At 70.0% G+C, this 26,413-nt stretch carries 25 protein-coding genes; 14 read left to right on the forward strand and 11 right to left on the reverse strand.

Going from position 1 to position 26,413, the window contains the following annotated elements; genetic code table 11:
* Positions 1-89: 89 nt before the first annotated feature.
* Positions 90-851 (forward strand): aldolase/citrate lyase family protein, encoded by a 762-nt coding sequence (locus AB0H43_RS24800; RefSeq protein WP_360002799.1) that lies wholly within the window; start codon positions 90-92, stop codon positions 849-851.
* Here the strand turns inward: AB0H43_RS24800 and AB0H43_RS24805 are convergent.
* Positions 732-2,417 (reverse strand): FAD-dependent monooxygenase, encoded by a 1,686-nt coding sequence (locus tag AB0H43_RS24805; protein WP_360002801.1) that lies wholly within the window; start codon positions 2,415-2,417, stop codon positions 732-734. The two genes, AB0H43_RS24800 and AB0H43_RS24805, sit on opposite strands and share 120 nt — an antisense overlap.
* Before the next feature lie 173 nt (positions 2,418-2,590).
* Here AB0H43_RS24805 and AB0H43_RS24810 point away from each other — a divergent pair, with 173 nt between their 5' ends.
* Entirely contained in the window at positions 2,591-3,613 is a 1,023-nt protein-coding gene (locus AB0H43_RS24810; RefSeq protein WP_360002803.1) for a hypothetical protein, read from the forward strand.
* A gap of 175 nt (positions 3,614-3,788) precedes the next feature.
* Positions 3,789-4,757: a pirin family protein gene (locus tag AB0H43_RS24815; protein ID WP_360002805.1), complete on the forward strand. Its 969-nt coding sequence runs from the start codon at positions 3,789-3,791 to the stop codon at positions 4,755-4,757.
* A 118-nt stretch (positions 4,758-4,875) separates the two neighbouring features.
* Here the strand turns inward: AB0H43_RS24815 and AB0H43_RS24820 are convergent, their stop codons facing one another.
* Complete coding sequence (locus tag AB0H43_RS24820) at positions 4,876-5,853, reverse strand: LuxR family transcriptional regulator (RefSeq protein WP_360002807.1); 978 nt, start codon at positions 5,851-5,853, stop codon at positions 4,876-4,878.
* Positions 5,854-5,965: 112 nt separating this feature from the next.
* Between AB0H43_RS24820 and AB0H43_RS24825 the strand changes: the two genes are divergently transcribed.
* On the forward strand, positions 5,966-6,766 hold the full coding sequence (locus AB0H43_RS24825) for a protein phosphatase 2C domain-containing protein (RefSeq protein ID WP_360002809.1): 801 nt from the start codon (positions 5,966-5,968) through the stop codon (positions 6,764-6,766).
* 17 nt (positions 6,767-6,783) lie between these two features.
* Here AB0H43_RS24825 and AB0H43_RS24830 read toward each other — a convergent pair whose 3' ends face one another.
* A complete protein-coding gene (locus tag AB0H43_RS24830) occupies positions 6,784-7,416 on the reverse strand; it encodes a maleylpyruvate isomerase N-terminal domain-containing protein (protein WP_360002811.1) in 633 nt (210 codons plus the stop codon).
* Between the two features lie 144 nt (positions 7,417-7,560).
* Between AB0H43_RS24830 and AB0H43_RS24835 the strand changes: the two genes are divergently transcribed.
* Positions 7,561-7,761 (forward strand): CsbD family protein, encoded by a 201-nt coding sequence (locus tag AB0H43_RS24835; RefSeq protein ID WP_360002814.1) that lies wholly within the window; start codon positions 7,561-7,563, stop codon positions 7,759-7,761.
* A gap of 46 nt (positions 7,762-7,807) precedes the next feature.
* On the opposite strand, the gene AB0H43_RS24840 is transcribed toward AB0H43_RS24835, so the two are convergent.
* From AB0H43_RS24840 to AB0H43_RS24850, 3 genes are read right to left on the reverse strand one after another with little or no spacing between them, the layout of a single operon-like run.
* Complete coding sequence (locus AB0H43_RS24840; RefSeq protein WP_360002816.1) at positions 7,808-8,836, reverse strand: S-adenosylmethionine:tRNA ribosyltransferase-isomerase; 1,029 nt, start codon at positions 8,834-8,836, stop codon at positions 7,808-7,810.
* Positions 8,833-9,177, reverse strand: a complete 345-nt coding sequence (locus tag AB0H43_RS24845) for a VOC family protein (protein ID WP_360002819.1) — start codon at positions 9,175-9,177, stop codon at positions 8,833-8,835. The genes AB0H43_RS24840 and AB0H43_RS24845 overlap by 4 nt, the downstream gene beginning before the upstream one ends.
* Positions 9,174-9,869 (reverse strand): SDR family NAD(P)-dependent oxidoreductase, encoded by a 696-nt coding sequence (locus AB0H43_RS24850; protein ID WP_360002821.1) that lies wholly within the window; start codon positions 9,867-9,869, stop codon positions 9,174-9,176. Before AB0H43_RS24850 ends, AB0H43_RS24845 begins: the two co-directional genes overlap by 4 nt.
* 183 nt (positions 9,870-10,052) lie before the next feature.
* On the opposite strand from AB0H43_RS24850, the gene AB0H43_RS24855 reads away from it, so the two are divergent.
* Both AB0H43_RS24855 and AB0H43_RS24860 read left to right on the forward strand, forming a co-directional pair.
* Positions 10,053-11,174 (forward strand): GAF domain-containing sensor histidine kinase, encoded by a 1,122-nt coding sequence (locus AB0H43_RS24855; RefSeq protein WP_360002823.1) that lies wholly within the window; start codon positions 10,053-10,055, stop codon positions 11,172-11,174.
* Positions 11,167-11,790 (forward strand): response regulator transcription factor, encoded by a 624-nt coding sequence (locus tag AB0H43_RS24860; RefSeq protein WP_360002825.1) that lies wholly within the window; start codon positions 11,167-11,169, stop codon positions 11,788-11,790. Before AB0H43_RS24855 ends, AB0H43_RS24860 begins: the two co-directional genes overlap by 8 nt.
* Before the next feature lie 163 nt (positions 11,791-11,953).
* Here the strand turns inward: AB0H43_RS24860 and AB0H43_RS24865 are convergent, their stop codons facing one another.
* Positions 11,954-12,949: a hypothetical protein gene (locus AB0H43_RS24865; protein ID WP_360002827.1), complete on the reverse strand. Its 996-nt coding sequence runs from the start codon at positions 12,947-12,949 to the stop codon at positions 11,954-11,956.
* 139 nt (positions 12,950-13,088) lie between these two features.
* On the opposite strand from AB0H43_RS24865, the gene AB0H43_RS24870 reads away from it, so the two are divergent.
* A complete protein-coding gene (locus AB0H43_RS24870; protein WP_360002829.1) occupies positions 13,089-13,748 on the forward strand; it encodes a DUF402 domain-containing protein in 660 nt (219 codons plus the stop codon).
* Between the two features lie 101 nt (positions 13,749-13,849).
* Here the strand turns inward: AB0H43_RS24870 and AB0H43_RS24875 are convergent, their stop codons facing one another.
* Positions 13,850-14,302: a MarR family transcriptional regulator gene (locus tag AB0H43_RS24875; RefSeq protein WP_360002830.1), complete on the reverse strand. Its 453-nt coding sequence runs from the start codon at positions 14,300-14,302 to the stop codon at positions 13,850-13,852.
* 59 nt (positions 14,303-14,361) lie between these two features.
* On the opposite strand from AB0H43_RS24875, the gene AB0H43_RS24880 reads away from it, so the two are divergent.
* Genes AB0H43_RS24880 through AB0H43_RS24890 form a run of 3 tightly spaced genes read left to right on the forward strand, consistent with a single transcriptional unit; the run spans position 14,362 to position 17,467 of the window.
* Positions 14,362-15,597, forward strand: a complete 1,236-nt coding sequence (locus AB0H43_RS24880; protein ID WP_360002832.1) for an MFS transporter — start codon at positions 14,362-14,364, stop codon at positions 15,595-15,597.
* Between the two features lie 44 nt (positions 15,598-15,641).
* Positions 15,642-16,514, forward strand: a complete 873-nt coding sequence (locus AB0H43_RS24885) for a MerR family transcriptional regulator (RefSeq protein ID WP_360002834.1) — start codon at positions 15,642-15,644, stop codon at positions 16,512-16,514.
* Positions 16,508-17,467 (forward strand): transglutaminase domain-containing protein, encoded by a 960-nt coding sequence (locus AB0H43_RS24890; RefSeq protein ID WP_360002836.1) that lies wholly within the window; start codon positions 16,508-16,510, stop codon positions 17,465-17,467. Before AB0H43_RS24885 ends, AB0H43_RS24890 begins: the two co-directional genes overlap by 7 nt.
* A 179-nt stretch (positions 17,468-17,646) precedes the next feature.
* Here AB0H43_RS24890 and AB0H43_RS24895 read toward each other — a convergent pair whose 3' ends face one another.
* Entirely contained in the window at positions 17,647-19,626 is a 1,980-nt protein-coding gene (locus tag AB0H43_RS24895; RefSeq protein WP_360002838.1) for a beta-galactosidase, read from the reverse strand.
* A 141-nt stretch (positions 19,627-19,767) separates the two neighbouring features.
* On the opposite strand from AB0H43_RS24895, the gene AB0H43_RS24900 reads away from it, so the two are divergent.
* Positions 19,768-20,442, forward strand: a complete 675-nt coding sequence (locus AB0H43_RS24900) for a FadR/GntR family transcriptional regulator (protein WP_360002840.1) — start codon at positions 19,768-19,770, stop codon at positions 20,440-20,442.
* A 91-nt stretch (positions 20,443-20,533) separates the two neighbouring features.
* Here the strand turns inward: AB0H43_RS24900 and AB0H43_RS24905 are convergent, their stop codons facing one another.
* Entirely contained in the window at positions 20,534-22,384 is a 1,851-nt protein-coding gene (locus tag AB0H43_RS24905) for a sialidase family protein (protein ID WP_360002842.1), read from the reverse strand.
* A gap of 149 nt (positions 22,385-22,533) precedes the next feature.
* Here AB0H43_RS24905 and AB0H43_RS24910 point away from each other — a divergent pair, with 149 nt between their 5' ends.
* A complete protein-coding gene (locus tag AB0H43_RS24910) occupies positions 22,534-23,721 on the forward strand; it encodes a sialidase family protein (RefSeq protein ID WP_360002844.1) in 1,188 nt (395 codons plus the stop codon).
* 110 nt (positions 23,722-23,831) lie between these two features.
* On the opposite strand, the gene AB0H43_RS24915 is transcribed toward AB0H43_RS24910, so the two are convergent.
* Positions 23,832-24,671 carry an FCD domain-containing protein gene (locus AB0H43_RS24915; RefSeq protein WP_360003151.1) on the reverse strand — a complete coding sequence of 280 codons (840 nt, stop codon included), beginning with the start codon at positions 24,669-24,671 and terminating at the stop codon, positions 23,832-23,834.
* 66 nt (positions 24,672-24,737) lie between these two features.
* Here AB0H43_RS24915 and AB0H43_RS24920 point away from each other — a divergent pair, with 66 nt between their 5' ends.
* Entirely contained in the window at positions 24,738-26,366 is a 1,629-nt protein-coding gene (locus tag AB0H43_RS24920) for an ABC transporter substrate-binding protein (protein WP_360002846.1), read from the forward strand.
* Positions 26,367-26,413 lie beyond the last annotated feature (47 nt).

A 26,413-nucleotide genomic window follows, 5' to 3' on the forward strand; every position in this document is an offset into this window, starting at 1 on the left:
TCCGGCAGGATGGTCCCCGGCAGCGGCACTGCCGGGGCGGGTCGCTACGTCAAACGGGGGCGTGGCGGCCGCCCCGTAAAGTCGAAGCGGTGCGCGACAACACTTTCCAGAACCTGTTGCAGGCGGGCGGCCCGGCGTACGGGGTGTGGCTGAGTCTGCCGAGCCCGGCCGCCGCCCGCCAGCTCGCCCGGGTCGGGGCGGACTTCCTCGTCGTCGACGCCGAGCACGGTCCCATGGGGGCCGAGACGATGACCGCCCTGGTGGCCGCGATCGCCGACGCGGGCGGCTGCCCGGTCGTCCGGATCGCCGAGAACACCACGGAGAACGTCAAACGTGCCCTCGACGCGGGCGCCTCGGCGGTCATCGGGCCGATGATCGACACCGCCGAGGAGGCCGCCGCACTGGTCGCGGCGGCGAAGTTCCCGCCGGTCGGGCGGCGGAGCCTGGGCAGCGCCTGGGCCGGTCTCGCCTTCGACACGACCCTGCCCGGCTACTTCGCCGAGGCGAACACGAAGACCCTCGCCATCGCCCAGATCGAGAGCGCGGCCGGACTGTCGAATGTGGAGGCCATCGCCGCGGTCCCCGGGCTCGACGCCCTGTTCGTCGGCCCGGTCGACCTGGCGGTCTCGCTCGGCCTGACGCCCGCGCCGGAGAACCCCGACCTCGCCGGGCCCCTGGCCAAGATCCGGCAGGCGGCGGCCCGGCACCGCCTGCCGGTCGGGATCTACTGCTCAGACTCCCGGGCCGCGATCGACCGGGTCCAGTCCGGCTTCCAGTTCGTCAACGTCGCCGCGGACCTGCCCGCGCTGCTGCGGGAGGTGCGGTGGCACGTCGGCCAGGTGCGCCCCTGACGGTCCGCGCAGCCCCATGACGTCCAGGAGGGTACGCCCAACGCCCGGACCGGCGTTCCGCCGGCGAGCGGCGATGTGCCCGTCCGGCCGGATCAGATAGAGCGTGCCCGGGCGGGCGGCGTACGCCGTCCCGAACTCGCCCGCGTCCGCCGGGTCCACCGTGATCAACCGGCACGGGACCTGACCGGGCTCGGCGGGCAGCCAGCCGTCGTGGTGGCCGCCGGTGAACCACAACGCCACCCACTCGCGGCCGAGGTAGTGCCGCAGCCGGGTCGGCCGGCCCCGGCGGACGAAATCGGCGTCGGGCGCCTTGCCGCCCAACTCGGGCGCGCCCCGCCACTGCCGAGCCGGGCCGTCGTCCGGGAGCACGATCGTGGAGACGGCGTACCGGTAGGGCTCGCTCATCCGTCCACTGTCGACCCATCGAGCCGCTCGCCGCCACCTCGTGGCCAATCGCAGGATCGTGTCCCGCCGCAGCCGCTGCCACCGCGTACGCGGAGCCATGAACCGCATGGTCGCCGAGACCACCTGCCGATTGTGTTCCTGAGCGGCCCACCTCTCGTCCTGATAGGACTCCAGCAACGCCTCCGGCGCGTGACCGTGCAGGACGGCGGCCAGCTTCCAGCCGAGGTTCTCGACGTCCTGCACCGCGCCGTTCATGCCACGCGCCCCGAACGGAGCCACGAGGTGACCCGAGTCGCCGAGGAAGAACACCCGCCGATGCCGCAGCCGGGTCAGCAGGCGCTGATGGAACCGGTAGTCGCTCAGCCACACCAGGTCGTAGTCCACCTCCGTGCCGGTGACCGCGGTCAACAGCGTACGGATGCGGGCGTCCATCCGCTCGGGGGTCGTCTCGGCCGCCACGTCGACGGCGGCCCCGAGCTGCCAGTCGACGCGCCACACTCCGAACGGCTGCGGATGGATGAGCACGGTGCTGCCCGGATGCGCCGGATGATCGAAGTAGAACCGGGGCTCCGGCGGCAGATCCAGCTCGGCGCGGATGTCCGCGATGAGGAACCGGTCCGGGAAGGTCTGCCCCGGGAAGTCCAGCCCCAACGCCCGCCGCATCGTGCCGCGCGCGCCGTCACAGGCCAGCACGTACGCCGCTGTTGCGCTGTGCGTACCAGTCTGATCCTGGATCTGCAGGGTGACCTGGCGACGGTCCTGGCGCACCGCGACGACCCGGTGCCGTGGCCGCAGCTCGACGAGCGGATGTGCGCGAGCCGCCGCGAGCAGATGGTGTTCGGTGCGGTACTGCTGCAGGTTGAGGAAGGTCGGCAGGCCGCCCGTCGCCGGGGGCAGCACCTGGGTGAGGATCTCGCGGGTGCCGCGGAAGGTGTGCCGCGTACGCCACGCGATGCCCTCCGCGAGCATGGGCTCCGCGCAGCCGAGGCGCTCCCAGACGGTCAGCGCCGTGCGATGGACGGCGATCGCCCGCGAACCGGTCTCGGCCGGGGAGGTGAGGTCGCCGGAGTCGAAGAGAATGGTCGGGATGCCGTGGTTGGCCAGCTCCAGTGCCGCCGTCAGGCCCGTCGGCCCCGCTCCTACGATGATGACGGTGTCCACGTTGGCCAGAGTGCCCACCGAAAACGGCTAGCGCCCAGATAGTCACGGATATCCGACTCTTGCCCGGAGGTTATCCACAGGGCGGAGTTCCAGTGTTTGCCGAGGTTGCCCCACGGTGTCAGGATCTTGAGCCATCGGGCCTCGACCGACGGCCCGCGGATCTGGGGAGACCAATGCGCAGAAGGACCCTGCTGGGCAGCACCGCCGCGGCCGGAGTCGTCGCGGCGACCGGCGGGACGGTGGCCGGCGCGCTCGTCGCCGCCGAGCCGGCCGCCGCCGCGGAGTACCTCGTGGCCACGACCGAGCAGAAGACGAACGACGTCCTCGTGTTCAGCCACTCGAACACCTCGTGGAGCGACGCCAACGTGCGGTGGCGCTGGTCCGCGCCGACCGGCTCGACCTGGACCAACCTCTCCGACGTCAAGCGCCGGCCCACCGCGAACTGGGGCGACGTCGTCCTGGTGACCGCGTCGGGCACCGCCTCGGCGGGCGGCAAGGCGGCGATGATCGACCAGAGCTCGAAGAGCGTCGTCTGGAGCGCCACCGTGCCGGGCAACCCGCACGCGGTCGAGCGCATCAAGAACTACGGCGCGATCGTCGTGGCGTCCTCGCGGGCACGGCAGTACAGCAGCTCGTTCGCCGACGGCGGCGGCCTGAGCCTGTTCATCCCGTCGAGCAACGGCGGCAAGCCGGGCACCTCCTACAGCGGCTCGGTCAAGTACGGCTTCGAAGGCGCGCACGGCGTCCTCTACGACACCAGCAGCGGGCTCCTGCTCGCCGTCGGCAAGGGTGAGCTGCGGGCGTACCACCTGGTCGTGAACAGCAGCGGACACCTGACCGGGCTCAAGCTCGCCTGCAAGACGACGTTCTCCGGCACCGGGCACGACCTGCAGCCCGACTACGCCTCCGGCAAGTTCTTCTACACCGTCGGCGGCACCGGCACGAACCACGGCGTCTGGGAGGTCAGCCTCCTGTACGCCGGATCGAGCTGGGTGTTCAGCGGCAAGAAGCGGATCAGCACGGCCACCTACGTCAAGGCGTACGGGAGCCTGCCGAACGGCGTGCGCTTCTACGTCGACGCGCCGAGCGAGAGCCAGTACTGGACGACGTCGGTCGGCTTCTCCAGCGGCGGCAGCGGTTCGCGCTCCGGAGCGAAGTTCTACAAGGCCCGCTACTGGACCACCGCCTTCGTCTAACCCCCTCTCCCCGCTCTCCCCCGTTGTTTCCGCGCGATCATGAACCATCGGTCATGATCGACCGGCGTGTCGCGTGCCTAGCTTCATGATCGACGCGGTTTCGACAGCGAGTCCCCGGGCGCGAGTGGGCCGCGGTTTCGACAGCGAGTCCCCGGGGCGCGAGTAGGTTGGGCGCATGAGCAACCTCGACCGCGCCCCGGCGATGTCCACCTGCGGCGGCCGGGCCGGCGTCGCCGCCGAACCGGTACGCGATCTCATTCCGGGCCGGGTCGTCCCGCTCGGCGAGAGCACCCAGGTACGCCGTCTCCTGCCGACGCTCGGCCGGCGCATGGTCGGCGCGTGGTGCTTCATCGATCACTACGGGCCGGACGACATCGCCGCCGAGCCCGGGATGCAGGTGCCGCCGCATCCGCATATGGGCCTGCAGACGGTGAGCTGGTTGCACGAGGGCGAGGTGCTGCACCGCGACAGCCTCGGCAGCCTCCAGACGCTGCGCCCGGGTCACCTCGGCGTGATGACCTCCGGCCGGGCCATCGCGCACTCCGAGGAATCGCCACGCGACCACCTGCCGCTGCTGCATGGAGCCCAGCTCTGGGTGGCACTGCCGGACGCGTACCGGCATGTCGAGCCGGCCTTCGAACACCATCCGGAGCTTCCGGTGATCAACGGCGGCGGGGTGACCGCGACCGTGATGCTCGGCGAGATCGACGGTGCGGAGTCGCCCGGCACTACGTACTCCCCGCTGGTCGGAGCCGACCTGACCGTGGCGGCCGGGGCCGACGCCCGTTTCCCGCTGGAACCCGACTTCGAGTACGCCGCCCTCACGATGTCCGGCGGCGCACGGGTGGACGGCGTACTGCTGGAGCCGGGCTCCTTGCTGTATCTGGGCACCGGCCGTTCGGACGTCCAATTGGAGTCTGATGTGGACACAGCTGTGCTTCTCCTCGGCGGGGAACCGTTCGCCGAAGAGATCGTCATGTGGTGGAACTTCGTCGGGCGTACCGGGGACGAGGTCGCGCAGGCACGCGAGGCGTGGAACGCGGGGACGGGCGGCTTCGGCGAAGTGCACGGCTACGACGGGGATCGGCTACTGGCTCCGCCGCTGCCGCCCGGTCAGCTGAAGCCACGCGGCCGCGCCGGCTGACTCGCGTCCCCGGGCTCGCTGACTCGCATGATCATTGCGTCAGCCATGCGGTTTCGCGCGCCGAAATGCCCGAGTAAACAGCATGGCTGACGCAATGATCACGAACAGCCGAGAGGCGTCAGGGGCGCTTGACGGCCCATAAAGCCGCCTCGGTACGCGAGGAGGATCCGGTCTTCCGCAGCAGGTTCGACACGTGCACCGCGACCGTCCGGATGGAGATGTCCAGCGACTTGGCGACCTGCTTGTTGGACATCCCGGCGACGAGGCATTCCAGCACCTGGAGTTCCCGGGCGGTGAGTTCGACTTCGTCCGCTTCCGGCCCGGCCGGTTCGGCTGCCAACGCGGCCAGGCCGCGGCCGGCCGTGGTGGCCAGCAGTTCGCTGAGCAGATAGGGATTGCCCCCCGTACGCCGCCAGACGGCCAGGCCCAGTCGTTCGGCGTCCGGCAGTCCGGGGTGGGCCGCCGCCAGGATCTCGGCGACGCCTTCCGGGCCGAGTGGTCCCAGGTGCTGCCGGACGGCGTTCGGCGCGCCCGACAGGCGGGCGAGCGTACGCGCGACGAGGTGCCGGGCGACCGCGGCTTCGGCTGGTTGGCTGGTCACGATGAGGAGCGCCGGGATGCCCGGGGCGGCCGCCAGCTCGGCGATGAGGCTGAGGCTGGCGGGGTCGAGGGCGTGGAGGTCTTCGACGATCAGGACGGCGGGGCCTTCGCCGACCAGGGCGCGCACTGTGCGTACGGCGAGCCGCAGGAGCGCGTCGGGCGCGTAGCGCTCGATCGGGGCCTGGGGGTCTTGGGCGAGCCAGGCCAGGCCGTCGGCCGGGACCGGCAGCGTACGCGTGTCCCGCCCGCTCAGCACGGCGGCGAGCCAGTCGTAGGGGGCCGGTGAGTGGAGCCGGGCGGTGCCGGTCAGCACCGTCGCCGGACGGGGATCGAAGGCCTCGACCGCGGTCGCCACCAGGCGGCTCTTGCCGACGCCGGGCCGGCCGGTCAGGACGACCACCCCGATACCCGACAAATCTCCCGATACCGCGCGCCTCCACTGGCCGACGATCTCTCGCAGTTCGTCGGCGCGCCCAACCATCGGCACCGGGTTCACGGCCCAAAGGATACGGTTGCCGCACATTTCTCTCACGGCCGAGCGGGGTCTGCGAGAAATTACGTACTAATGCCTAGAGACATCTGACCATCCTTGCCTGCACCCTTGAGGGATGAGTCTCGCCCTACGTTCCGTACTGCTCACCGATCTCGGGCTGATCCGGGCGAACAACGAGGACTCGGCGTACGCCGGGTCGCGGTTGCTCGTGATCGCCGACGGGGTCGGCGGGGCGCCCGCGGGCGAGGACGCGAGTGCGATCGTGATCCGGGAGCTGGCCGGTCTGGAGACCGCCGACCTCGGCGACGACCCGGCCCGGACGCTGCTGGATCACCTCATGACGGCGAACCGGGAGATCTACCAGGCCACCGTCGACGACCCGCTGAAGGAGGGCATGGGCACGACGATGACCGCCGTGCTGCTCTCCGCCGACGCCGACGACGCGGCCGAGGTGACCGTCGCGCACGTCGGCGACTCCCGGGCGTACCTCTTGCGGGACGGCGAGCTGCGCCGGCTGACGAAGGACGACACCTACGTGCAGACCCTCATCGACCGTGGGGTGCTCACCGAGGACGACGCGCGTCACCATCCGCAGAAGTCCCTCATCACGCAGTCGGTGCAGGGGCTGGACTTCACCACCGCGTGCTCCACCGTCCAGGTACGCCCCGGCGACCGGTTCCTGCTGTGCAGCGACGGCCTCTCCGACATCGTGACCGACCACAGCATCGCTCACGCCCTGCACACCCACCCCGAGGTGAAGCAGGCCGCCGAGCAACTGGTGAAGCTGGCGCTCCAGGCCGGTGCGCCGGACAACGTCACCGTCGTCGTGGCCGATGTGACCACGGTGGAGGCCGACCCGAAGGGCGCCCGTCGCCTGCCCGGGGTCGCCCAGCTCGCCGCCCTGCTCGGCTTCTGACTAGCCCGACCGCGCCCTCAGATCGCCGCGATCGTCGCCGGGGCCCGCTCGGCCCGGCTGAGCGCGCGGAGGACGCTCACCGCCCCGTGCCGCTGCACGGCCAGCCGGGACAGCAGGTCGACCACCGTCTGGACCGCCGACGACGGAAACTCCGGTGTCGCTGCTCCCACGCTGACGGCCAGATCGTCGGTGTGCACGATCAGCTCCAGCAGCCGGGTGGTCAGAAAACCGTCCACCGTGAGGGTCCAGCCCGTCCACGGCACCCGAACACCGCCGTCAGGACGCCCGAGCACGAGATCGGGCAGCACCGACAGGGCGCCCGCCACCTCCGCGGCGATCGCTTCGGGGCCCGGCGCGGCCGCGAGCTCCCCGGTATCGCGGATCCCGGCGTTGGTCTCCTCGTCCAGGTCGGCTCCGCGCCATTTGACCCGGTTGTAATGCTCGACGAGGTCGATGGGCGGATCGGCTGACGGCTCCGCGCCGAGGATGCCCGGGACGAGCACGATCTGCCGGGAGAGGTGCGCGGCCAGCCCGCCGGTGCTGAGCTTGGCCAGCGCGCTCGGCTCGGCCCAGCGGCCGGCCACCACCGGCTCCGCGAGGAACGCAGCCGCCACCGCGGCGGTGGCGAGGTAGTCGTCTCGGACGCTCATGCCCGGATCGTGCCAGCCCACTCCGACAATCCGGATCGCTCGCGCGATTTGCCCGATTTATCCGGGCGCACCGGAGGTTAGCCGGGCGAGGCCGGGGTAAATCCCGCGGTAACCGAGCCTTGAGGAGGTCTGAAGGCCATGGGTATGGACGACAAGATCCGCAATGAAGCCCAGGAGTGGAAGGGCAAGGCCAAGGAACAAATGGGCGACATGACCGACGACGAGCGAATGCAGGCCGAAGGCAAGTCGGAGGAGATGTCGGGCAAGGCCAAGAACATGGGCGAGAAGGCCAAGGACAAGGCTTCCGAGATGGGCCAGAAGGCCAAGGACGCCATGAACATGTAGCCCAGCGAAAAGGGGGACGCCGCTGACTGCGGCGTCCCCCTTTTTCTCAGCGCAGCAACAGGTTCAGGTCGCCGAACTCGTGCCACAGATAGCCGTGCTCCACGGCCTCCCGGTAGCAGGTGGACAGCAGGTCCGCACCGACGATCGCGGAGAGCATCAGCAGGTGGGACGCGCGTGGCTCGTGAAACCCCGTGAGCAGGCCGTCGATGACGCGTACCCCTCGGTCCGGCGTGACCACCAGGTCGGTCCAGCCCGCCGCGGCCTGGACCGACCCGTCGGCTCGGGCCGCGGTCTCCAGCGCGCGGACCGCGGTCGTGCCCACGGCGATGATCCGCCCACCGGCCGCGCGCGCCTGTGTGACCAGGCGCGCGGTGGTCTCGGGCACCTCGAACCGCTCGGGGTACGGCCGCTCGTGTGCCTCCGGGGAGGCCACTCCGGTGTGCAGGGTGATCGGCGCGATCACCACACCCCGGCTGGCCAGGCGGGTCACCAGGGCCTCGGTGAAGGGCCGGCTCGCGCTCGGCATCTCCGCACTGCCCTCCCGGTCGTCGGGAGTGCTGATCGCGAAGACACTGCGGTACGCCCACAGCGGCCAATCGCGTTCCACATAGGAGTAGCGAATCGGACGGCCATGGGCACGGAGATAGCGTGGCACCGAGTCGACGGAGACCTCGGCGATCCAGAGGCGATCCGAATAGGCCTCCGCCAACGTGACGACGACGCCGCCCGACAGGGTGAGCCGTTGCCCGCCCCGGCCGCCGAAGAACGGTTGAGTCGAGCCGTCGACCGGCCGCCTCACCTCGACGACCCATCGCCCGTCGGGCTGCCGGGTCGAGAAGTGCACGACGAAGTCCTTGTCCACAGTGTCCACTGCTGACGCCATCGTCGCCGACGTGTTGACGACGAGCACGTCTCCGGCCCTGAGCAGCGACGGCAGGTCGGTGAACCGGTGGTGGCGCACGCCGTCGGCCGAGCCGACCAGCAGCCGCACCTCGTCGCGGGCCAGTCCCCGGGCCTCGGGCGGCTCGTGCGCCTCCAGCTCCGGAGCGAGGGTGAACTCCAGCGTCGCGGTCATGCTTCCGTCCAAACGAGTACGCGATTGCCGTCGGGGTCGGCGAGCACGAAACCGTAGTGCCCGCGAGGGAACGTCTCGGGAGCCGACTCGGCCGCCGGTCCCGCCGCGAAGTGCACGGCGTCGACGCTGGCCCGGTCGGGCAGTTCGAGAGCCACACCCGGCGGTCTGGCCGGCCGAGTGGTCTGGACTATCTCCAGGCGGCCGCCGCCCACGTCGTAGACCGCGCCCTGCTCCCCCGGGCGCTTCCAGTGGTCGATGACGGGTAGGCCGAACAGGCGGCCGTAGTGGTCGGCGCTGCGGTCGAAGTCGGCCACCTCGAACGGCACCCACAACGCGCTCATGCACTCACCGTGTCGGCCGGGATCCAGTCGGCCAGCCGCAGGCGGCCCGACGGCGGACGCTGCGCGAGCAGCCCGAGCAGGCCGGGGGCGACCGACTCCGGCAGCGGCCGGTCGGAGATGTCCTCGCCGGGGAAGGCGTCCTGGTGCATCCGCGTACGCAGATCGCCGGGGTCGACCTGCCACACGGTGACCGTCTCCTCCTCGACGCCGAGGACCTTGCCCAGGTGCTCCAGGGCGGCTTTGGAAGCGCCGTAGGCTCCCCATCCCGCGTACGCCTCGACGGCGGCGTCCGAGGTCACGTTGAGCACCACGCCCCGCCCGGTACGCAGCAGCGGCAACGCCGCCTGAGTCAGCGCCACCGGAGCGATGACGTTGACCTCGAACAGGTCCCGCAGCGCCTGCTCCGGAACGGCCGCCACCGACGGCAACGGGCTCGGCCCGAGCGCACCGGCGTTGTTGACGAGCAGGTCGAGCCCGCCCTGTTTCCGGGCGGCGGTGATCAACTCGGTCCGGTGGGCCGGGTCGGTCACGTCCCCGGTGACGGCGACGACGTTGGGCAGCTCCGAGACGGCGCCGAGCAGGTCGGTGTCGTGGCGGGCGTCGGCGACGACGCTCCAGCCGGCGGCCGACAGCGTACGGGTGAGCGCCAGGCCGAGCCCGCGGCTTGCCCCGGTGATGATCGCGATAGGCATGTCTCGACGCTATGGACTGCGGCGCGTACGCGAATCGGTCCTGAGCCGCCGCCGTCCTAGGTCCTTGGACCTAGGCCCTTGTGTGATCATTGCGCCAGCCATGCTGCTTCGCGGTGCGAAATGCCCGTTGTGACAGCATGGCTGACGCGATGATCACGCCCGAACCGCGGCTACGGTGAACGAGTGGACGAACGCAGCACCCTGGACGAGCTGAGCACCGCTGTGCTGGCGGTCAGCCGGCATAGATCCGTACGCGAGGTGCTGCAGACGATCGTGCAGGCCGCCCGTTCCCTCCTCGACTGCGAGTACGCGGCGCTGGGCGTACCGGACGATCAGGGCGGCTTCGCCGAGTTCGTGGTCGACGGAGTGTCCGACGAGCAGTGGGCCGCCATAGGCCCGCTCCCCCGCCAGCACGGGCTCCTCGCCGTGATGCTCCGCGAAATGAAGCCGCAGCGGCTGCCCGACGTCCGCAAGGATCCTCGGTTCGGCTGGTGGCCGGCGGCGCATCCGGTGCTCAAGGGCTTCCTCGGCGTACCGGTCACCGACGGCGAGGAGATCCTGGGCGCGCTGTTCCTGGCCAACCGGCGCAGTGGCGAGTTCTCCGCCGACGACGAGCGGCTGCTCGCGGTGCTGGCGGCGCACGCGGCGATCGCGCTGACCAACGCCCGGCTCTACGAGCAGGGCCGGGAGCTGACGCTGCTCGAGGAACGGCAGCGGGTGGCGCGGGAACTGCACGACGCGGTGGCACAGAAGCTGTTCAGCCTGCGCCTGACGACCGAGGCCGCGGCGGCGTACGTGCGGAAGGATCCGGCGCGGGCCGAGACCGAGTTGCAGGAGATCCGCCGGTTGGCGGCGCAGGCGACCGAGGAGCTGGGTCAGATCGTGGCCGAGCTGCGGCCGCGGGAGCTGGCCGACACCGGGCTGGTGGAGACGTTGCGGCGGCGGGTAACCCTGCTCGACCGGGTGCACGAGGCCCGGGTGGAGTTCGTGGCCGAGCTGACCGGCAAGCTGACCGCGGCGGTGGAGGAGGTCGTGTTGCGCGTCGCCGAGGAGGCGCTGCACAACGCACTGCGGCACGCGTCCGCCACGGTGGTCGTGGTTCGCCTCGCGGACGGCGGTCGCGGAGTGGTCTGCACGATCACCGACGACGGCACCGGCTTCGACACGAGCGTCCCGGCCGCGGCCAACGCCCGGCTCGGCCTGTCCTCCATGCGCGAGCGCGCGCGCCGGGTGGGCGGGGCCCTCACGGTCACGTCGCGTCCCGGCGGCGGGACGACGGTCACCCTGGAGGTTCCCCGTGGCTGAGATCCGCGTCCTGCTCACGGACGATCACGCAGTGGTACGCCGTGGGCTGCGCGTCTTTCTGGAGACTCATGACGACATCACCGTCGTCGGCGAGGCGAGCGACGGCGCGGAGTGCGTGGAGCAGGCGTCGGCCACGCGGCCGGACGTCATCCTGCTCGACCTCAAGATGCCCGGGGTCGACGGCGTCGAGGCGATCAAACGGCTCCGCACGGCGGGCAGCGACGCGAAGGTGCTGGTGGTCACCAGCTTCACCGACGCGCCCTCGGTCCTCCCCGCGATCCGGGCGGGCGCGGCCGGCTGCGTCGCCAAGGACGTCGACCCGGCCGCGTTGGCGAACGCGATCCGCACCGTCCACGCTGGACACGTCGTGTTGCCGCCGGCGATCGCCGCCGCGTTGAGCACCGGGGTCTCCGGCGACCGGCTGGATCAGCTGACCGTCCGCGAGCGGGAAGTCCTCCAGCAGTTGGCGCTCGGCCGGTCCAACCGCGAGATCGCCCGTGAGCTGCACCTGGCCGAGAAGACGGTGAAGACGCACGTCTCGGCGATCCTCATGAAGCTGGAGGTCGACGACCGCACCCAGGCGGCCCTGTACGCCGTCCGCCACGGCCTCGCCTGAGTCAGCCCCACCTGACTCAGCGCCCGGCTCAGCCCCGACCCGGCGCCTGAGTCAGCGCTGGATCAGGGATCCCGGTCGAATCTTGATCCAAGATTCGACGCGGATCCCTGATCCAGCGCCAAATCCAGCGCCAGATCCGCCGCCAATCCGGTGCCGAGGTAGGTCAGGCGGCGAGGGCGGTCTCTAACCGCCGCTCGGTCAGCGCCGCCTCCGGCTTGCCATGGTTGAGCAGTGCATCCGCCTTGGCCAGCGGGATGCCGGTGGCGATGAGCAGATTCAGCACCGCCGCGTCGGCGTCGGCCGCCACCGCCGCGCTCGCCAGACCGAGGCGCTCGTTCCGCATCACGTCGATCCAGCGGGCGGCCGAGACGAGCTGCGGCTGCGCCACCCGGAGCGTGCCGTCGCGACGGAGTTCGTCACGCAGCAGCCCGACGCCGTCGGCCAGGGACTCCAGCATCGGCGGCAACGCCACCGGCACCGGCTCGCCCCCGTGCAGTACGCCCCACCAGGCGTGCCGGGCCATCACCCGGATGTTGCGGACGGCGTACCCGATCTCGCGGGCGGTGGCCGCGTACGCGTCGAGGTCCTGCCCGGTCGTCCAGAGCGTGATCGCCGCCGACCGCCGGGTCGCCAGCAGCACCTCGTTCAGGCGGCGCAGGTCGTTCTCCGTGTCGACGAGGGCGTAGACGGCGCCCCGGGCCGATTCGGCGTCCCGCGTACGCAGCGCGCCCGCGATCGTCCGCACGTTCACCGTCAGCGTGTTCAGCAGTGGTTCGAGCGACGCGTTCACCTGGCGCGTCGCGTTGCGGGGAGTGGTGAGGAACGCGACGACCATCGCGACCGCGACACCCACGACGAGGTCGAGCACGATCCGGTCGAACGACCGGTATCCCGACGCGACCGCCGCGATGGCCAGCCCGAAGCCGAGGCCGAAGAAGAACACGGCGATCGCCCGCCGATGGCGCGCGCACACGAATTCCAGCGTCGTGATCGCGAACAGCGGCGCCCCGATCGGTTTGTCGAAGCCGAGCAGCACCGCCACGACGATCGCCAGCCCACCGGCGGCGAGGATCTGCAGGACGGCCGGCAGTTCCCGGCGGGCCACCCGGCCCACCCAGCGCCATCCGCCTCGTTGCGTCGCTGTCTCCCCCGAATACATCCGACCAGTCTGGCGACTCGATTACGCGTTGTACAGGGGCAATTACTAAATGTGTCTCAGCCCCCAACCGGTTCTGACCTGGGAAAACGGACACCAGACGCGGCACCTCCCATCCCGTGAGATCGACTACGCTGGACAGGTGTTCGCGCCGGGTCAGCTCCTCCTCCATCGCGGGTTCGTCGGCGAGCGCCTGGTCTTCCTCAAGCTGGCCCGGGTCGTCCAGCACGACGAGCGGGGCCTACTGCTCTGGATCGCGCACGGCACGCCGATCCTGATCAGCCTCTCCGAAGCCGGCGAGGGGATCCGCGACATGCCTTACGCGGAGTGGATCACCCGGCGCGAAGAGCTGCGGCCGATGGTGCGTTACGGGCCGGACATGCTGATGTTCATCCCGCCGCAGACCCCGGGACCGGCCTCGGCCCACTCGGTGTGGTTCTTCTGGGACGGGCGGCAGAACTTCGGCGGCTGGTACGTCAACCTCGAGGAGCCCTCGGTCCTCTGGTCCGACGGCGAGCTAGCCGGGGTCGACACCACCGACCAGGACCTCGACATCTGGGTGTGGCCCGACCGGACGTGGTCGTGGAAGGACGAGGACGAGTTCTCCGAGCGCCTGGCCTTTCCCGAGCACTACTGGGTGCCCGATCCCGACGCCGTCCGGGCCGAGGGCGTACGCATGACGAAGGTCATCGAGGCGGGCGAGTTCCCGTTCGACGGAACGTGGACGGACTACCGGCCCGATCCGAGCTGGACGTGGCCGATGACGATCCCGGCCGGCTACGACCGCCCCCGCGCCCACTGACCCGCGAGCGTGATCATTGCGCCAGCCAAGTGGTTTCAGCGGACATTTCGCCGCCCGAAGGCACTTGGCTGGCGCAATGATCTTGCCCAGAAGGCGCCGAATTAACGGGCGCGGATGACCGCGTCCATGTCCTGATTGAGCCGCGTCAGCAGCCGGCCCAGCGCCGCCCGGTCGGCGTCGTCCCAGTCCGCGAGGATCTGTTCGTAGAGCGCGACCCGGGCGCGGCGTACGGATTCGACCCGAACGAGCCCGGCCGGGGTCGGACTCACCAGAATCACCCGGCCGTCCTGTGGTCCCCGGCTGCGTTCCACAAGCCCGTCCCGCTCCAGCGCACTGACCTGCCGCGTCACCGTCGAGCCGTCGAGCCCGAGCGCCTCGGCGAGGGCGTTGATCTGGGCCGGGCCGTGCTCGGCAAGCCCTCGCAACAGCAGGTACGCCGCCCGGTCGAGGGCGCGGTGCGGGGCTTGATCGCCCGCTCGCCGAGTCGCCTCGGCCCGCCGCATGAGCAACGCCACTTCCATCTCGATCGTCTCGAGTTCCCGCCGGTCCGACATAGCTGTATGATACAGGTTAGTTAGCTGTACGATACAGATATTCTTCGGGAGGCGCGCCGATGTCGCAACGGCGGAACGAACCCAACCGTGGCGCGATCTACGCCACCGCCATCGCGGCGTACCTGGCGATCGCCGGGATCGCCGTGGTCGACCCGATCCTGCCCGCCATCGGCGAGGCCATCGGGGTGTCGCCCTGGCAGGTCGAGCTGCTGTTCACGGCGTACATCGCGGTCATGGGCCTCGGCATGATCCCGGCCGTGCTCGCGACCGGGAAGTTCGGGTTCAAGAAGGTCCTGATCACCGGGGTCACCACCGTCGGCCTCGCCGCGATCCTGGCCGCGTTCAGCCAGAACATCGGTCAGCTCGCGACCCTGCGCGGCGTGTGGGGCCTGGGCAACGCGATGTTCTTCGCGACCGCGATGGTCATCATGATCGCCCTGGCCAAGTCCCGCGAGTGGGTCGTCGGGCTCTTCGAGACCGCGCTCGGCCTCGGCTTCGCCACCGGCCCGCTGATCGGCGGCCTGCTCGGTGAGGTCTCCTGGCGGCTCCCGTTCTTCGCCTGCGGCGTCTTCATGCTGATCGCGCTGGCGGTCGCCTCGACCCGGCTGCGCGAACCGGCCAAGCAGCCGCCGGTGAAGCTGGCCGCGATCGGGCAGACGTTCCAGCGCAAGGCGTTCATCGCGCTCTGCGCGGTCACCGCCACCTACAACTTCGCGTTCTTCATCGTCCTCGGGTACGCCCCGCTGGCGTTGCATCTCGACGTCGTGCCGCTGGGCCTGGCCTTCACCGGCTGGGGGCTCGGCCTGGCCGTGGGCATCCTCGGCATCGGGCACCGGCTGGCCCACCGCATCGGCGCGGTGCAGACGGTCGGCATCGCCCTCACCGGGCTGCTGCTGTGCCTGGTCGGCTTCGCGCTGTCGACGACGACCCCGGAGAAGCTGGTCATCCTGGTGATCTCCGGGCTGTGCATGGGTCTGGCGAACGCTCTGCTCACCGACCTCGCGTTGGGCCTCGGCTCGGCCGACCGCCGGGTCGCCACCGGCGCGTTCAACCTGGTCCGCTGGGGAGCGGCCGCGCCTGCCCCGGTCGTGGCGGGTCTGCTGGTCGAGCACTCCACGCCCGCGTCGCCGTTCTGGGTCGGCGCGGCCGTGCTGGCCGTGGGCGTCCTGGCCTTCCTGCTGTTCGGCAAGCTCATGGCGCACGGCATCGGTGAGGGCGTGTTCTGGGCCCGGCTCAACGCGGGTGCGCGTACGGCCGAGCACACGCCGGAGGAAGTCGTCGGCGAGGCGTACTGAATCTGGCTTCACTCTGCCCCTGGGGCCGGGTGCAGACTTGCCCCATGCACCGCGACACCCGCCGCGCGGCCCTCACCATCAGCGAGTTCGCGCGCCGCACCGGCCTCTCTCACAAGGCGCTGCGCCTGTACGACCTGTCCGGGCTGCTGCCACCGGCCGAGGTCGACCCGTCCAACGGCTACCGGCTGTACGCACCGCAGCAGATCGAGCGCGCCAAGCTCATCTCGCTCCTCCGCCGCCTCGACATGCCGCTGGCGACGGTGGCCGAGGTGATCGACGGCGCGCCCGGTGCAGCGGACGGCATCGAGCGCCGGGTGCTGCGGTGGTGGAACAGCCAGGAGGAGCAGCACCGCGTACGCCGGGAGCTGGTCGAGTATCTGCGGTCGGAGTGGCTGAGCGCCGATCCGCAGCGCCCCGAGTACTGGGTGGCGACCCGGTCGACCCCGGAGACGAAGGTCGCCGCGATCCGCCGCGAAGTCGACCAGACCACCCTCGTCGACACCATGAGCACCGCCGCCGCCGAGATCCGGGAACACCTCGCGGCGAGCGGCGGTGACACCGGGCGGCTCCAGTTCGGCCGGGACGAGTGGTGGATCTATCACGGCATGGTGACCCCGGACAGCGAGGCGCCGGTGGAGGTGTGCGTACCGTTCACCGGCCCGGCCGAACCCACGGCGAACATCACCATCCGGGTGGAGCCGGCCCAGATTCAGGCGTACGCCACCGTCACCAAGCGCGAATGCCTGTATCCCCGGATTCTGCACGCGTACGACGCTGTCGCCCGGTTCGTCCGCGAGGCCGAGCTGAGCCCCTTCGGGCCGTCCCGCGAGATCTACTTCACCTGCTTCGACGAGGCGGGCGACGACGACCCCTTCGCCTACGTCGCCCAGCCGATCGAAAGGATCCTCCGATGCTGAGCCACCCTGAAACTCAGTACGCGTCGCACTCCGCGTACACCGATCCGGGCCGTTTCGGTCCCCTGCTCGACGCCTTGCCGGCCGACATCCCGGGGCTGACCGCCGCCGTCCGGAACACCGTCATCCACTATCGACACTCCGGCGAGCAGCTGCCGGACGAGCACTTCCTGGAGATCAACAATCGCTGGGTCGAGCGAATCCTGGCGACCGACCAGGAGCGTCACCCGTACGCCCTCGCCGAGCCGCGCGCGGCGACCGATCGGGTGCTCGGCTGCTGCCGCGACTACACCCTCCTGACAGTGGCCGGGTTGCGGCAGCACGGCATTCCGGCCCGCAGCCGCATCGGTTTCGCCGACTACTTCCGCGAGAACTACCACCACGACCACGTCGTCGTGGAGTACTGGACGGGCGACCGCTGGGTCTGGGTCGACAGCCAGCTCGACCCCGCGTCGGACTGGCCCTTCGACGTCCAGGACATGCCGCGACCCGCGACCGGGGCGCCGTTCGCCACGGCGGCCGAGGTGTGGACGGCGTTCCGCCGGGGCGAGGTCGACCCCTGGAAGTACGGCATCGGGCCGGACCTGCCGATCGGCGGGCCGTGGTTCATCTTCGACTACGTCCTGATCGAGCTGGCCCATCGGTATCGCGAGGAGATCTTGTTGTGGGACGCCTTCGGCGCGATGACTGGGAACTTCGCGGATGACGTGTCCTCTGAGGACCCCCGGGTCATCCTGGCCGACGAGATCGCCGCACTCTTGATCGCGGCGGACGCCGGCTCGGACTCGGCGGAAAGCGAGCTTTCCGAACGCTTTACGGCCGATGATCGCTTGAATCCCCGGGGCCAGGTCATCTGCCATACGCCGGACGATCGCGGGATCTTCACCGTAGATCTCACAACGCGAAAAGTGGAAACGGTATCTGCGGTTGCAGCCGTGGCGCGGGACGCGGCATAGGTGTAACGTCTGCGGCGTAGCTCGCCCGCATGGCTTCCCCCGTGGCCACGCGGGCGAGCCCTTTTCTTGCGCTTTCCTCCGCACCGGATCACGGATCTCGGCCGAATCATCACGCAAAATCGACCGAGATCCCTGATCCAGCGCCGAAAGGGCGCGGCAGAGCGAAGGAAAGAGGCGCGTCAGCGGCGGAGCACCGCGACTCCGCGAGCGCCGAGCGACACCGACGTCACCGGAGTCCCCGGCGTACCGGTACCGACCAGGTCGACCGCCGGCGACGGCAGTGTCACCGTCACCGCATCCCCGGAGTGGTTGAGCAGGAACAGATACTCCGCCTCCGCGCCGTGGCGGACGATCGCCTGCACGCCGTCGGGCAGCCCCGGCAGGACCGGTTCGACGCCGGCCTCGGCGCGTACTCGGTCGAGCAGGCTGCGCATCAGCGCCGGGTTCGGCCGCGTCCCGAGGTACCAGGCCACGCCGTCGCCGTACTCGTGCCGGGTGATCGCCGGGCGGCCGGCCAGCTCGCCTTCGGTGAAGGTGGCGACGGTCTGCGCGCCTTCGGTCTCGATCCACTCCGACCAGATCGTGCCGGTGCCGCCGTCCACGCCGATGGAACCGCCCACCGGCAACGGCCAGAACTCGTCGATCTTCAGGCCCAGCACCTCGCGCAGCGGCGCGGGATACCCGCCCAGGTAGGCGCGCTCCTGCTCGTCCACGATGCCCGTGAAGAACGAGACCACCAGGGTCCCGCCGCCCGCGACATATCGGGTCAGGGCCGCGGCCACCTCTTGGCTCATCAGATACAGGTTCGGGACGACGACCAGCTTGTACGCCGAGAGATCCGTCGCCGGGTGCACCACGTCGACGGTCACGTGCGCGTCGAAGAGGGGGTCGAAGTGCGCCCGGTGCGCCGGGAGCAGGTCGACGACGCCGGGATGGGCGTCTCCTTCGACCGCACGCCAGTTGTCCCAGTCGTGCAGGATCGCGACCTCCGCGCGTACCACTGAGCCCGAGATCTCGGACACCGCGGCGAGTTCCCGGCCCAGGGCCTGGACCTCCCGATGAGTCCGGGTGTCCGGCCCACCGTGCGGGACCATCGCCGAGTGGAACTTCTCGGCGCCGCCCACGGCCTGGCGCCATTGGAAGAACAGCACCGCGTCCGCGCCCTGGGCGACGGCCTGCCAGCTCCACAGCCGCATGAGGCCGGGGGCCTTGGGGGCGTTGCGCTGCCGCCAGTTGACCGCGCTCGGCGCCTGTTCCATGAGCAGCCACGGCTGCCCGCCCTTGACCGAGCGGATGAGGTCGTAGCCGAACGCGGCCTCGACATGCGACCGCGGATCGTAGGGGTCGGGGTAGCTGTCGAGGCTGACGACGTCCTGCTCGGCGCCCCACTTGTAGGAATCGATCGGTTTGTGCACCAGGCCGATGAAGTTCGTCGTGACCGGCACCTCCGGCGTGTGCCGCCGGATGATGTCCCGTTCGACCAGGTAGCACTGGAGGATCGCGTCGTCGCTGAACCGGGCGAAGTCCAGCTTGTGCGCCGGGTTGCCGAAGGTCGGCGTCGCCCGGGGCGGGAAGATCTCGGCCCAGTCGGAGTACCGCTGCGACCAGAACGTCGTCGACCAGTTCTCGTTCAATGCGTCGATGTCGCCGTAGCGGTCGCGCAGCCAGCGCCGGAAGTCCTCGGCCGAGACGTCGCAGAAGCACTGCCGCGTGTGGCAGCCGTACTCGTTGCCGATGTGCCAGATCTTGAGCGCCGGATGGTCGCCGTACCGCTGCGCGAGCTGCTCGACCAGACGGCCGGCGTACTCGCGGTAGATCGGGCTGGACGGGCAGTAGTGCTGCCGGGAGCCCGGCCAGAGCCGGGTGCCGTCGGCCCGCTCGGGCAGGATCTCGGGGTGCTTCACCGACAGCCACGGCGGCGGCGAAGCGGTCATCGTGGCCAGGCTCGCCCCGACCCCGTGCTGGGCCAGATTGTCCATCACCTGGTCGAACCACCCGAAGTCGTACGCGCCGGGGGCGGGCTCGACGGTGGCCCAGGAGAAGATGCCGACCGAGACGAGGGAGACCCCGGCGTCGGTCATCAGCTTCATGTCCTCGGCCCAGACCTCCGGCGACCACTGTTCGGGGTTGTAGTCGCCGCCGTAATGGATTCGGTTCATGAATACCTCAACGAAGTAGTGGTCGTAGGACATGGGATGTCCTGCCTCACGTGTCGAAACTAGGTAAACCACGGCCCGCCGTCAAGCGCGTACGCGGTGTAAATTGCTGTACCGACAAGGTGGGATGTCGGGAGGGGTCACATGGCCAGGCGCAGCGGGGAAACCGTTCAGGACCGGATCGTGGCGTTGATCCACGATCGCGGTCTCGTCCCCGGCGAGGCGATGCCGACCGAACCGCAGCTCATGGACCTGCTCGGGGCCAGCCGCAACAGCGTACGCGAGGCGGTCCGGGCTCTGCAGGCGCTCGGAATCGTCGAGATCCGGCACGGCTTCGGCACCTTCGTCGGCAAGGCGTCGCTGGACGTGCTGAGCCCGTCGCTGGAGTTCCGGATCCGGTCCGGCTCCCAAGGCGCGGTCAAGGCGCTGCACGACCTCGTCGAGATCCGGGAGATCCTGGAGACCGGCCTGATCGCACGGGTCGCCGGCACCACCACGGCGTCCCGGCTGTCCGCATTGGACGCCCTGGTCACCGCCATGCAGACCGATCTGGAAGCCGACCGGGCCTTCCACGCCCTGCTCTACGAGAGCAGCGGCAACGAGCTGGTGCTCCAGCTCATCGACCTGTTCTGGCAGGTCTACCACCAGGTCGAGCCGATCCTCGGGGCGCCCGACTCGGTGATGGAGGACATCGTCGCCAACCACCGGCGCATCGTCGACGCGCTGCGCGCCCAGGACCCGGTCGCCGCGTCCGAGGCGATGCGGCAGCACTTCCGCGGAGTCAAGGCGCGCATCGCCCGCGCCGAATCCACCGCCTGACCCTGGTTTTCGGCGCTGGATCAGGGATCCGGGTCGAATCTTGGCCGATGATTCGACGGAGATCCCTGATCCAGCGCCGTCCGGGGGCGGATCAGGCGGCGGTGACGCAGTCGAGCGGCAGCCGCAGTCCGAGCCGGCCGCCGATCGGCAGGTTGCGCGTCCGGATCAGGTCGAGTTCCTCGGCCGACAGCGCGCGCTGGTAGACGCGTACCTCGTCGAGGGTGCCGCGGAACCGGTCGGCCCCGTCGACCCGCTGCCCGATGTGCAGACCGACGACGCCGAACTCCTTGCCGTCGGTGACCGAGCCCGGCGGCACGGCGGCCGACGCGACCGTCGTCCCGTCGATGCCCAGCTTGAACTGGCCGTCGACCCGCTGGAGCACGACGTGGTGCCACGCCCCGTCGTTGTACGCCCCGGCGGACTGCACGGTGACGTTGAAGCGGTCGACCATGATCAGCGCCCGGATCCGGTTGGACCCCGGTTCCGCGCGCAGCCAGATCTGCGGAGTCGTGCCACTCCCCGTCCGGTACGCCCACAGCAGCGAGTGATTGCCGGTGGTGTCGGCGTACCGGAACCAGGTCATCAGGGTGAAGTCGTCGCCGCCGAGGTCGATCGACTCGTCGAACGGGACCTCGACGCGATCGTCCACGCCGTCCAGGGCTAGCCCTTCGCCGAACCGGCCGTCGGTGACCGAGGCGCCGCCCCGGACGTAGGCGACGTTGGCGTTGTAGGAGGCGTCCGGCGTCGTCGGTCCGGGTGCCGGCGGTCCGGGAATCCCCGGCGGTGTCCCGTTCGGCGTCGCCAGGTACGCGTCGTCGAACCGAGCCCATCGGATGGATTCGTAGGGCGTCGCGACCCCGGCCTCGTAGGCGAGACCGGTCAGGTCATCGGCCAGCGGGACCAGGTCCGAGTACGCCGACGGCCCCCACCAGAAGACCTTGCCCTCCTGCCAGGGCTGATAGGTGAGCCCGCCGTCGAAGGAGGCACGGACCGACATGACCTCGCGAGCGACCGGATGCGCCGGCGCGGACAACAGCAGGCGATCGCCGGAGAGCAGGACCGAGCCCTGCACGTCGGGCATCGAGAGGTCGATCGTCGAGAAGGGACGGTCGAAGGTCTCGCCCCCGTCGCTGCTGTACGCCACCGCCCGGTGCCCGGGGTCGGTGCCGCGTTCCCGGGCGAGCGCGTAGATCCGGCCGTCGGGCAGTTCGGCGACGGTCACCTCCTGGGCGATGATCGTGCCGTCGGTGAAGGCGCTGGTCGCCCCGATGTGCCAGGTCACGCCACTGTCGTCGCTGTAGAGCAGGTGCGTGCCGTAGAGGTGGTCACCGACGCCGTCGTAGGTCTCGTGGTTCGCGCCGACGATCAGCCGTCCCGCGTGCGGCCCGTGGGTGAGCTGGATGCCGTGCATGGGGCCGGTGGCGTACCAGAAGTTCCACTCCGGCTTCGTGCCCTCCGACATGAGACGCGGCGCGGACCACGTCGCACCGTTGTCGTCGCTCGCCTGCACGTAGGGCAGTCGCAGGCAACCGTTGGTGCACGGCGCCGGGCCGTTGTGCGTACTCACGAGCACGACGCGGCCGGTGTTCCGGTCGACGATCGGGACCGGGTTGCCGTGCGTGCTGCCGTTGCCCTCCGACACCACCTGCAGCGGGCCCCAGGTGTGGCCGTTGTCGGTGGATCGGCGTAGCACGATGTCGATGTCCTCGTCGTCGCCGCAGTCCTTGACGCGGCCCTCGGCGAACGCCAGGACGTCGCCGTTGGCCGCCCGGACCAGGGCGGGGATGCGGAAGCAGAAGTAGCCCATGCTCTTCTGCGGATAGATGACCTGCTCGTCGAAGAAGGGCGTGCCCTGATCCTGGGCGCTGGCCGGGGCGGCCAACCCGGCGGCCAGGAGCACCAGCGCGCCGACCAGGGCGGCCGCGCGGCGTGCGTACCTCATCTCGTGCCTTTCGGGAATGGAGTGGGTCGCCGGACATCCTATGTCCGACGTGGGATGTCCACCAGAGTTGTTCTTGACCGTTCCGACATCCAGGCCTAACGTCGCTGAAACGTGGGACATCCCATGTCCCGTTCGGAGGGAGTCCACCCTTGCGCATCTGGAAACTGACCGGCGCCGGCCTGCTCGCCGCCGGCGCCCTGACGGCGGGCGTCCTGCCCGCCGCCGCTTCCGACCAGACGAAATGCGTCACGTCGACGCCGTACACGGCGAACACGGAGGGCTACAGCGCGTTCCGCATCCCCGCCGTGATTACCGCCGCCAACGGCGACGTCCTGGCCTTCGCCGAGGGCCGGGTCGGCGGCCTGGGCGACGCGGGCAACATCGACACCGTGCTCAAGCGGTCCACCGACGGCGGCTGCACCTGGGGGCCGCTGCAGGTGGTGCACGACAACGCGAACAACACCGCGGGCAACCCGGCCCCCGTCGTCACCACCGGCGGCCGGATCGTCCTGCTCACGACCTTCAACGCGGGCACCGCGACCGAGGCCATGATCCTGCGCGGCGAGGTGACCGCGGAACAGTCCCGGCGCGTCTTCGTCCAGCACAGTGACGACGACGGGGCCACCTGGTCCGCGCCCACCGAGATCACCGCGCAGACCAAGCTCGCCAACTGGCGCTGGTACGCCACCGCGCCAGGCCACGCCACCCGGCTGACCGTCGGAGCGCACAAGGGCCGCCTGGTCGTGCCGGCGAACCACTCGATCGCTCCCCCGGCGGGGTCGGCCGACACCGGAGCCGAGGCCAAGTACTACGGCGGGCACTCGCTGTACAGCGACGACGACGGCGCGACCTGGCAGATCGGCTACGTCGACGACAACCCGGACAACTACGTCAACGTCAACGAGACGACCGCGACGCAGCTACCGGACGGCCGGGTCTACTTCAACACCCGCGACCACAACGGCACCGCCCCCGGTACGCGGGCCGACGCGTACAGCGCCGACGGTGGCGCGACGCTGGTGAAGCCGTTCCACCCGCAGGGCACCATCGCCGGTCCCGTCGTGGAGGGCAGCGTTCTGCAGCTCCGCGGCCCGAACGCGCCCCTGCTGTACTCGGGTCCGGCCGACCCGGCCGCCCGCGCGGTGCTGACGATCCGGATCAGCCACGACTCGGGCATCACCTTCACCCCGGCGCTCGCCCTCTCGGGTCTCCCCGCCGCCTACTCCGACCTGGTCCAGGTCGACGCCAACACCGTCGGCGTCCTCTACGAGACGGGTGACTTCGGCGCGAACGAGCGCATCGAGTTCCACCGCGTCCCCGTCCAGTCCCTCCGCTGACCCCTGCTACCCGCGCGCTCGCTGCGCTCTCATGGCGCTGGATCAGGGATCTCGGTCGAATCTTGAGCCAAGATTCGACCCGGATCCCTGATCCAGCGCTTTGCAGGTAGTCAGGCCGCGATGCGGGCGAGCCGGGAGCGTACGCCGGCGAAGTGCGCCCGCATCGCGGCCGCCGCCGCGACCGGGTCGCCCGCCAGGACCGCCTCGTAGATGTCGCGGTGCTTGCGAGCCACGTCGGCGGGCGCCTCGTCGGGCGCGCCGAGGTCGTCCCGGAGCTGGTGGTAGACCTCCCAGAAGGCGCCGAGCAGCTGGCCCACCAGGGGATTGGCGAGGGGCCGATAGAGGACGTCGTGGAACCGCCGGTCCGTCTCGGGGGCGATCGGCTCGCCAGCGGCCGCCTCCGCCTCCATCTGCACGATGGCGTCCAGCGCGTCGGTCAGCTTCGGCGCCCCGGTCCCCCGCTCGATCAGCAGCACGACCAGGCCGCTCTCCAGCACCTCGCGGATCTCGATGAGGTGACCGAGGTGGTTGCGTTCCTCGGGCATGGTCATCCGGCTGTGGAAGGCCAGCTCGTCCACCAGCCCGTTGAGCGACATGCGCCCGACGAACATCCCGAATCCGTGCCGGATGTCGACGATCCCCACGGCTTGCAGGACTTTCAGGGCTTCCCGGACGGAATTGCGTCCAATGCCCAGTTCTTGCATCAATTCAGACTCGGTCGGCAGCGGGTCGCCGGTGCTCAAACCGCGCTGAAGGATGATGCCCTTCACCGCCTCCTGGACCTCGACGGATCGGCTTCGACGCCCTCTAGCAGCGGGAACGCGATTCGCGGGTACCTTGGTGGGCTGACCGTCCCCGTTCCGATCGGCCTGAAACATCGCGGACATCTCCAGGTCATCTCCTCTTGACCGGGGACGGGATCGACCCCTAACGTGCACTCTACAGGACATGGGATGTGGGACGTCCAATGTCCGAGGATCACAATAAGCCGAAACCCACCCCCAATAGGAGGCACCGTGAGCGCCCCGGTTTCTCGGCCAGCTCTCAACCTCAGCGGCAGCCGCCGCGACTTCCTGCGTATCAGCGGGTCGGTGAGCGCCGCCGCGGCCATCTCGGCCGCTCTCGGCGCGTGCAGCGGCCCTGCTTCGACGAGCACCGCCGGGGCCGGCGGCGACAAGGACCTCATCACCGCGGTCATCGGATACGGCAACAACCAGAGCTGGGACCCGTCGATGACGGCCTCGGCCTTCACGATGGCGGCGAACAACCACATCTACGAGGGTCTGGTCGACACCGACCCGATCACCCGCGACCCCTACCCGGCGCTGGCCACCGCGCTGCCCGCCGACGTCAACGCCACGAGCTGGAAGTTCACCCTGCGTGAGGGCGCCAAGTGGCACGACGGCCAGCCGGTGACCGTCGACGACGTGCTGTTCACCTTCGAGCGCGCGCTCGACAAGTCCACGCTCATCTACTCCTTCTTCTCCGCCTGGCTGAAGGAGGTCAAGAAGGTCGACGACAAGACCGTCGAGCTGGTCTTCAAGTTCCCCTTCCCGGACGCGCTGCCCCGGCTCACCATCGCCAAGATCATGCCGAAGCACATCTTCGGCGCGGCCGGCGGCTGGGACTCGGCCAAGAACGGCAAGGCGGTCGGCTCCGGCCCCTACAAGCAGACGGCGCACAACCCGAAGTCGAACACAACCTTCGAGGCGTTCGCCGACTACAACGGGCCGCGCAAGGCGACCGTCAAGAAGATGAACTGGCTGTCCATCGTGGACGCCCCGGCCCGCGTCGCGAAGATCTCCGGCGGCAGCGCCGAGGCGCAGATCGCCGACAACATCCCGTACGCGAACATCGACCAGCTCCAGAAGGGCGGTCTGACGGTCGAGGGCGGCAAGGGCATGAACCACATGTTCTTGATGTTCAACACCGCGCAGAAGCCGTTCGACGACATCCGCGTACGCCAGGCGCTGTTCTACGCGATCGACACGAAGAAGATGATCGACGTCGCGTTGAAGGGCCACGGAGCGGCCTCGTCGAGCTTCCTGAACGAGCAGAACCCGTCGTACGCCAAGGCGAAGACCGTCTACTCCTACGACCCGGACAAGGCGAAGGCGCTGCTGAAGGCGGCCGGCGTCACGAACCTGACGGTGACCCTGATGGCCGTCAACGTCAGCTGGATCACCGACTGCCTGCCGACGATCGCCAACTCCTGGGACGCGATCGGCGTCAAGACCACCCTGGAGCCGCAGGACACCGCGGCGCTGTTCACGAAGATGGACCAGTCGCAGAACTACCAGGTCGTGGCGGCCGCGTCGAACCCGAACCAGTTCGGTCTCGACGCCGACCTGATCCTTCGCTACAACTACACGTCCGGCGGGACGTGGATGAAGTACACGAAGTGGGACCAGAGCCCGGTCGCCAAGGACCTGTTCGCCAAGATGGACGCCGCGACGCAGGAGCCCAGCCCGACGAAGAAGCTCGACCTCGTGCACGCGTACCTCGACATCATCGCCGAGCAGGCGGTGCTCTACCCGGTCGTGCACACCGAGCTGATGACGGCTTGGGACCCGAAGAAGCTGAGCGGCGTCCGGCCGCAGGCGTACCCGGGAATCAACCTGCTCCAGGCCACCCGCCAGGGCTGAGACGCGGACCTGGGGAGGTTCGCCGGTCACCGGCCGTACGCGAGTGC

This window comes from Hamadaea sp. NPDC050747 (genome assembly GCF_040654195.1).
Taxonomy (GTDB): Bacteria; Actinomycetota; Actinomycetes; order Mycobacteriales; family Micromonosporaceae; genus Hamadaea.

What these genes read in the sequence shown, in the direction of transcription:
- AB0H43_RS24810 (WP_360002803.1), top strand. Translation starts at nt 2,591, where the DNA reads ATGCGCAGAAGGACCCTGCTGGGCAGCACCGCCGCGGCCGGAGTCGTC.
- AB0H43_RS24815 (WP_360002805.1), top strand. Translation starts at nt 3,789, where the DNA reads ATGAGCAACCTCGACCGCGCCCCGGCGATGTCCACCTGCGGCGGCCGG.
- AB0H43_RS24825 (WP_360002809.1), top strand. Translation starts at nt 5,966, where the DNA reads ATGAGTCTCGCCCTACGTTCCGTACTGCTCACCGATCTCGGGCTGATC.
- AB0H43_RS24830 (WP_360002811.1), bottom strand. Translation starts at nt 7,416, where the DNA reads ATGAGCGTCCGAGACGACTACCTCGCCACCGCCGCGGTGGCGGCTGCG.
- AB0H43_RS24835 (WP_360002814.1), top strand. Translation starts at nt 7,561, where the DNA reads ATGGACGACAAGATCCGCAATGAAGCCCAGGAGTGGAAGGGCAAGGCC.
- AB0H43_RS24840 (WP_360002816.1), bottom strand. Translation starts at nt 8,836, where the DNA reads ATGACCGCGACGCTGGAGTTCACCCTCGCTCCGGAGCTGGAGGCGCAC.
- AB0H43_RS24845 (WP_360002819.1), bottom strand. Translation starts at nt 9,177, where the DNA reads ATGAGCGCGTTGTGGGTGCCGTTCGAGGTGGCCGACTTCGACCGCAGC.
- AB0H43_RS24850 (WP_360002821.1), bottom strand. Translation starts at nt 9,869, where the DNA reads ATGCCTATCGCGATCATCACCGGGGCAAGCCGCGGGCTCGGCCTGGCG.
- AB0H43_RS24865 (WP_360002827.1), bottom strand. Translation starts at nt 12,949, where the DNA reads ATGTATTCGGGGGAGACAGCGACGCAACGAGGCGGATGGCGCTGGGTG.
- AB0H43_RS24875 (WP_360002830.1), bottom strand. Translation starts at nt 14,302, where the DNA reads ATGTCGGACCGGCGGGAACTCGAGACGATCGAGATGGAAGTGGCGTTG.
- AB0H43_RS24880 (WP_360002832.1), top strand. Translation starts at nt 14,362, where the DNA reads ATGTCGCAACGGCGGAACGAACCCAACCGTGGCGCGATCTACGCCACC.
- AB0H43_RS24885 (WP_360002834.1), top strand. Translation starts at nt 15,642, where the DNA reads ATGCACCGCGACACCCGCCGCGCGGCCCTCACCATCAGCGAGTTCGCG.
- AB0H43_RS24890 (WP_360002836.1), top strand. Translation starts at nt 16,508, where the DNA reads ATGCTGAGCCACCCTGAAACTCAGTACGCGTCGCACTCCGCGTACACC.
- AB0H43_RS24895 (WP_360002838.1), bottom strand. Translation starts at nt 19,626, where the DNA reads ATGAACCGAATCCATTACGGCGGCGACTACAACCCCGAACAGTGGTCG.
- AB0H43_RS24900 (WP_360002840.1), top strand. Translation starts at nt 19,768, where the DNA reads ATGGCCAGGCGCAGCGGGGAAACCGTTCAGGACCGGATCGTGGCGTTG.
- AB0H43_RS24905 (WP_360002842.1), bottom strand. Translation starts at nt 22,384, where the DNA reads ATGAGGTACGCACGCCGCGCGGCCGCCCTGGTCGGCGCGCTGGTGCTC.
- AB0H43_RS24915 (WP_360003151.1), bottom strand. Translation starts at nt 24,671, where the DNA reads ATGTCCTGTAGAGTGCACGTTAGGGGTCGATCCCGTCCCCGGTCAAGA.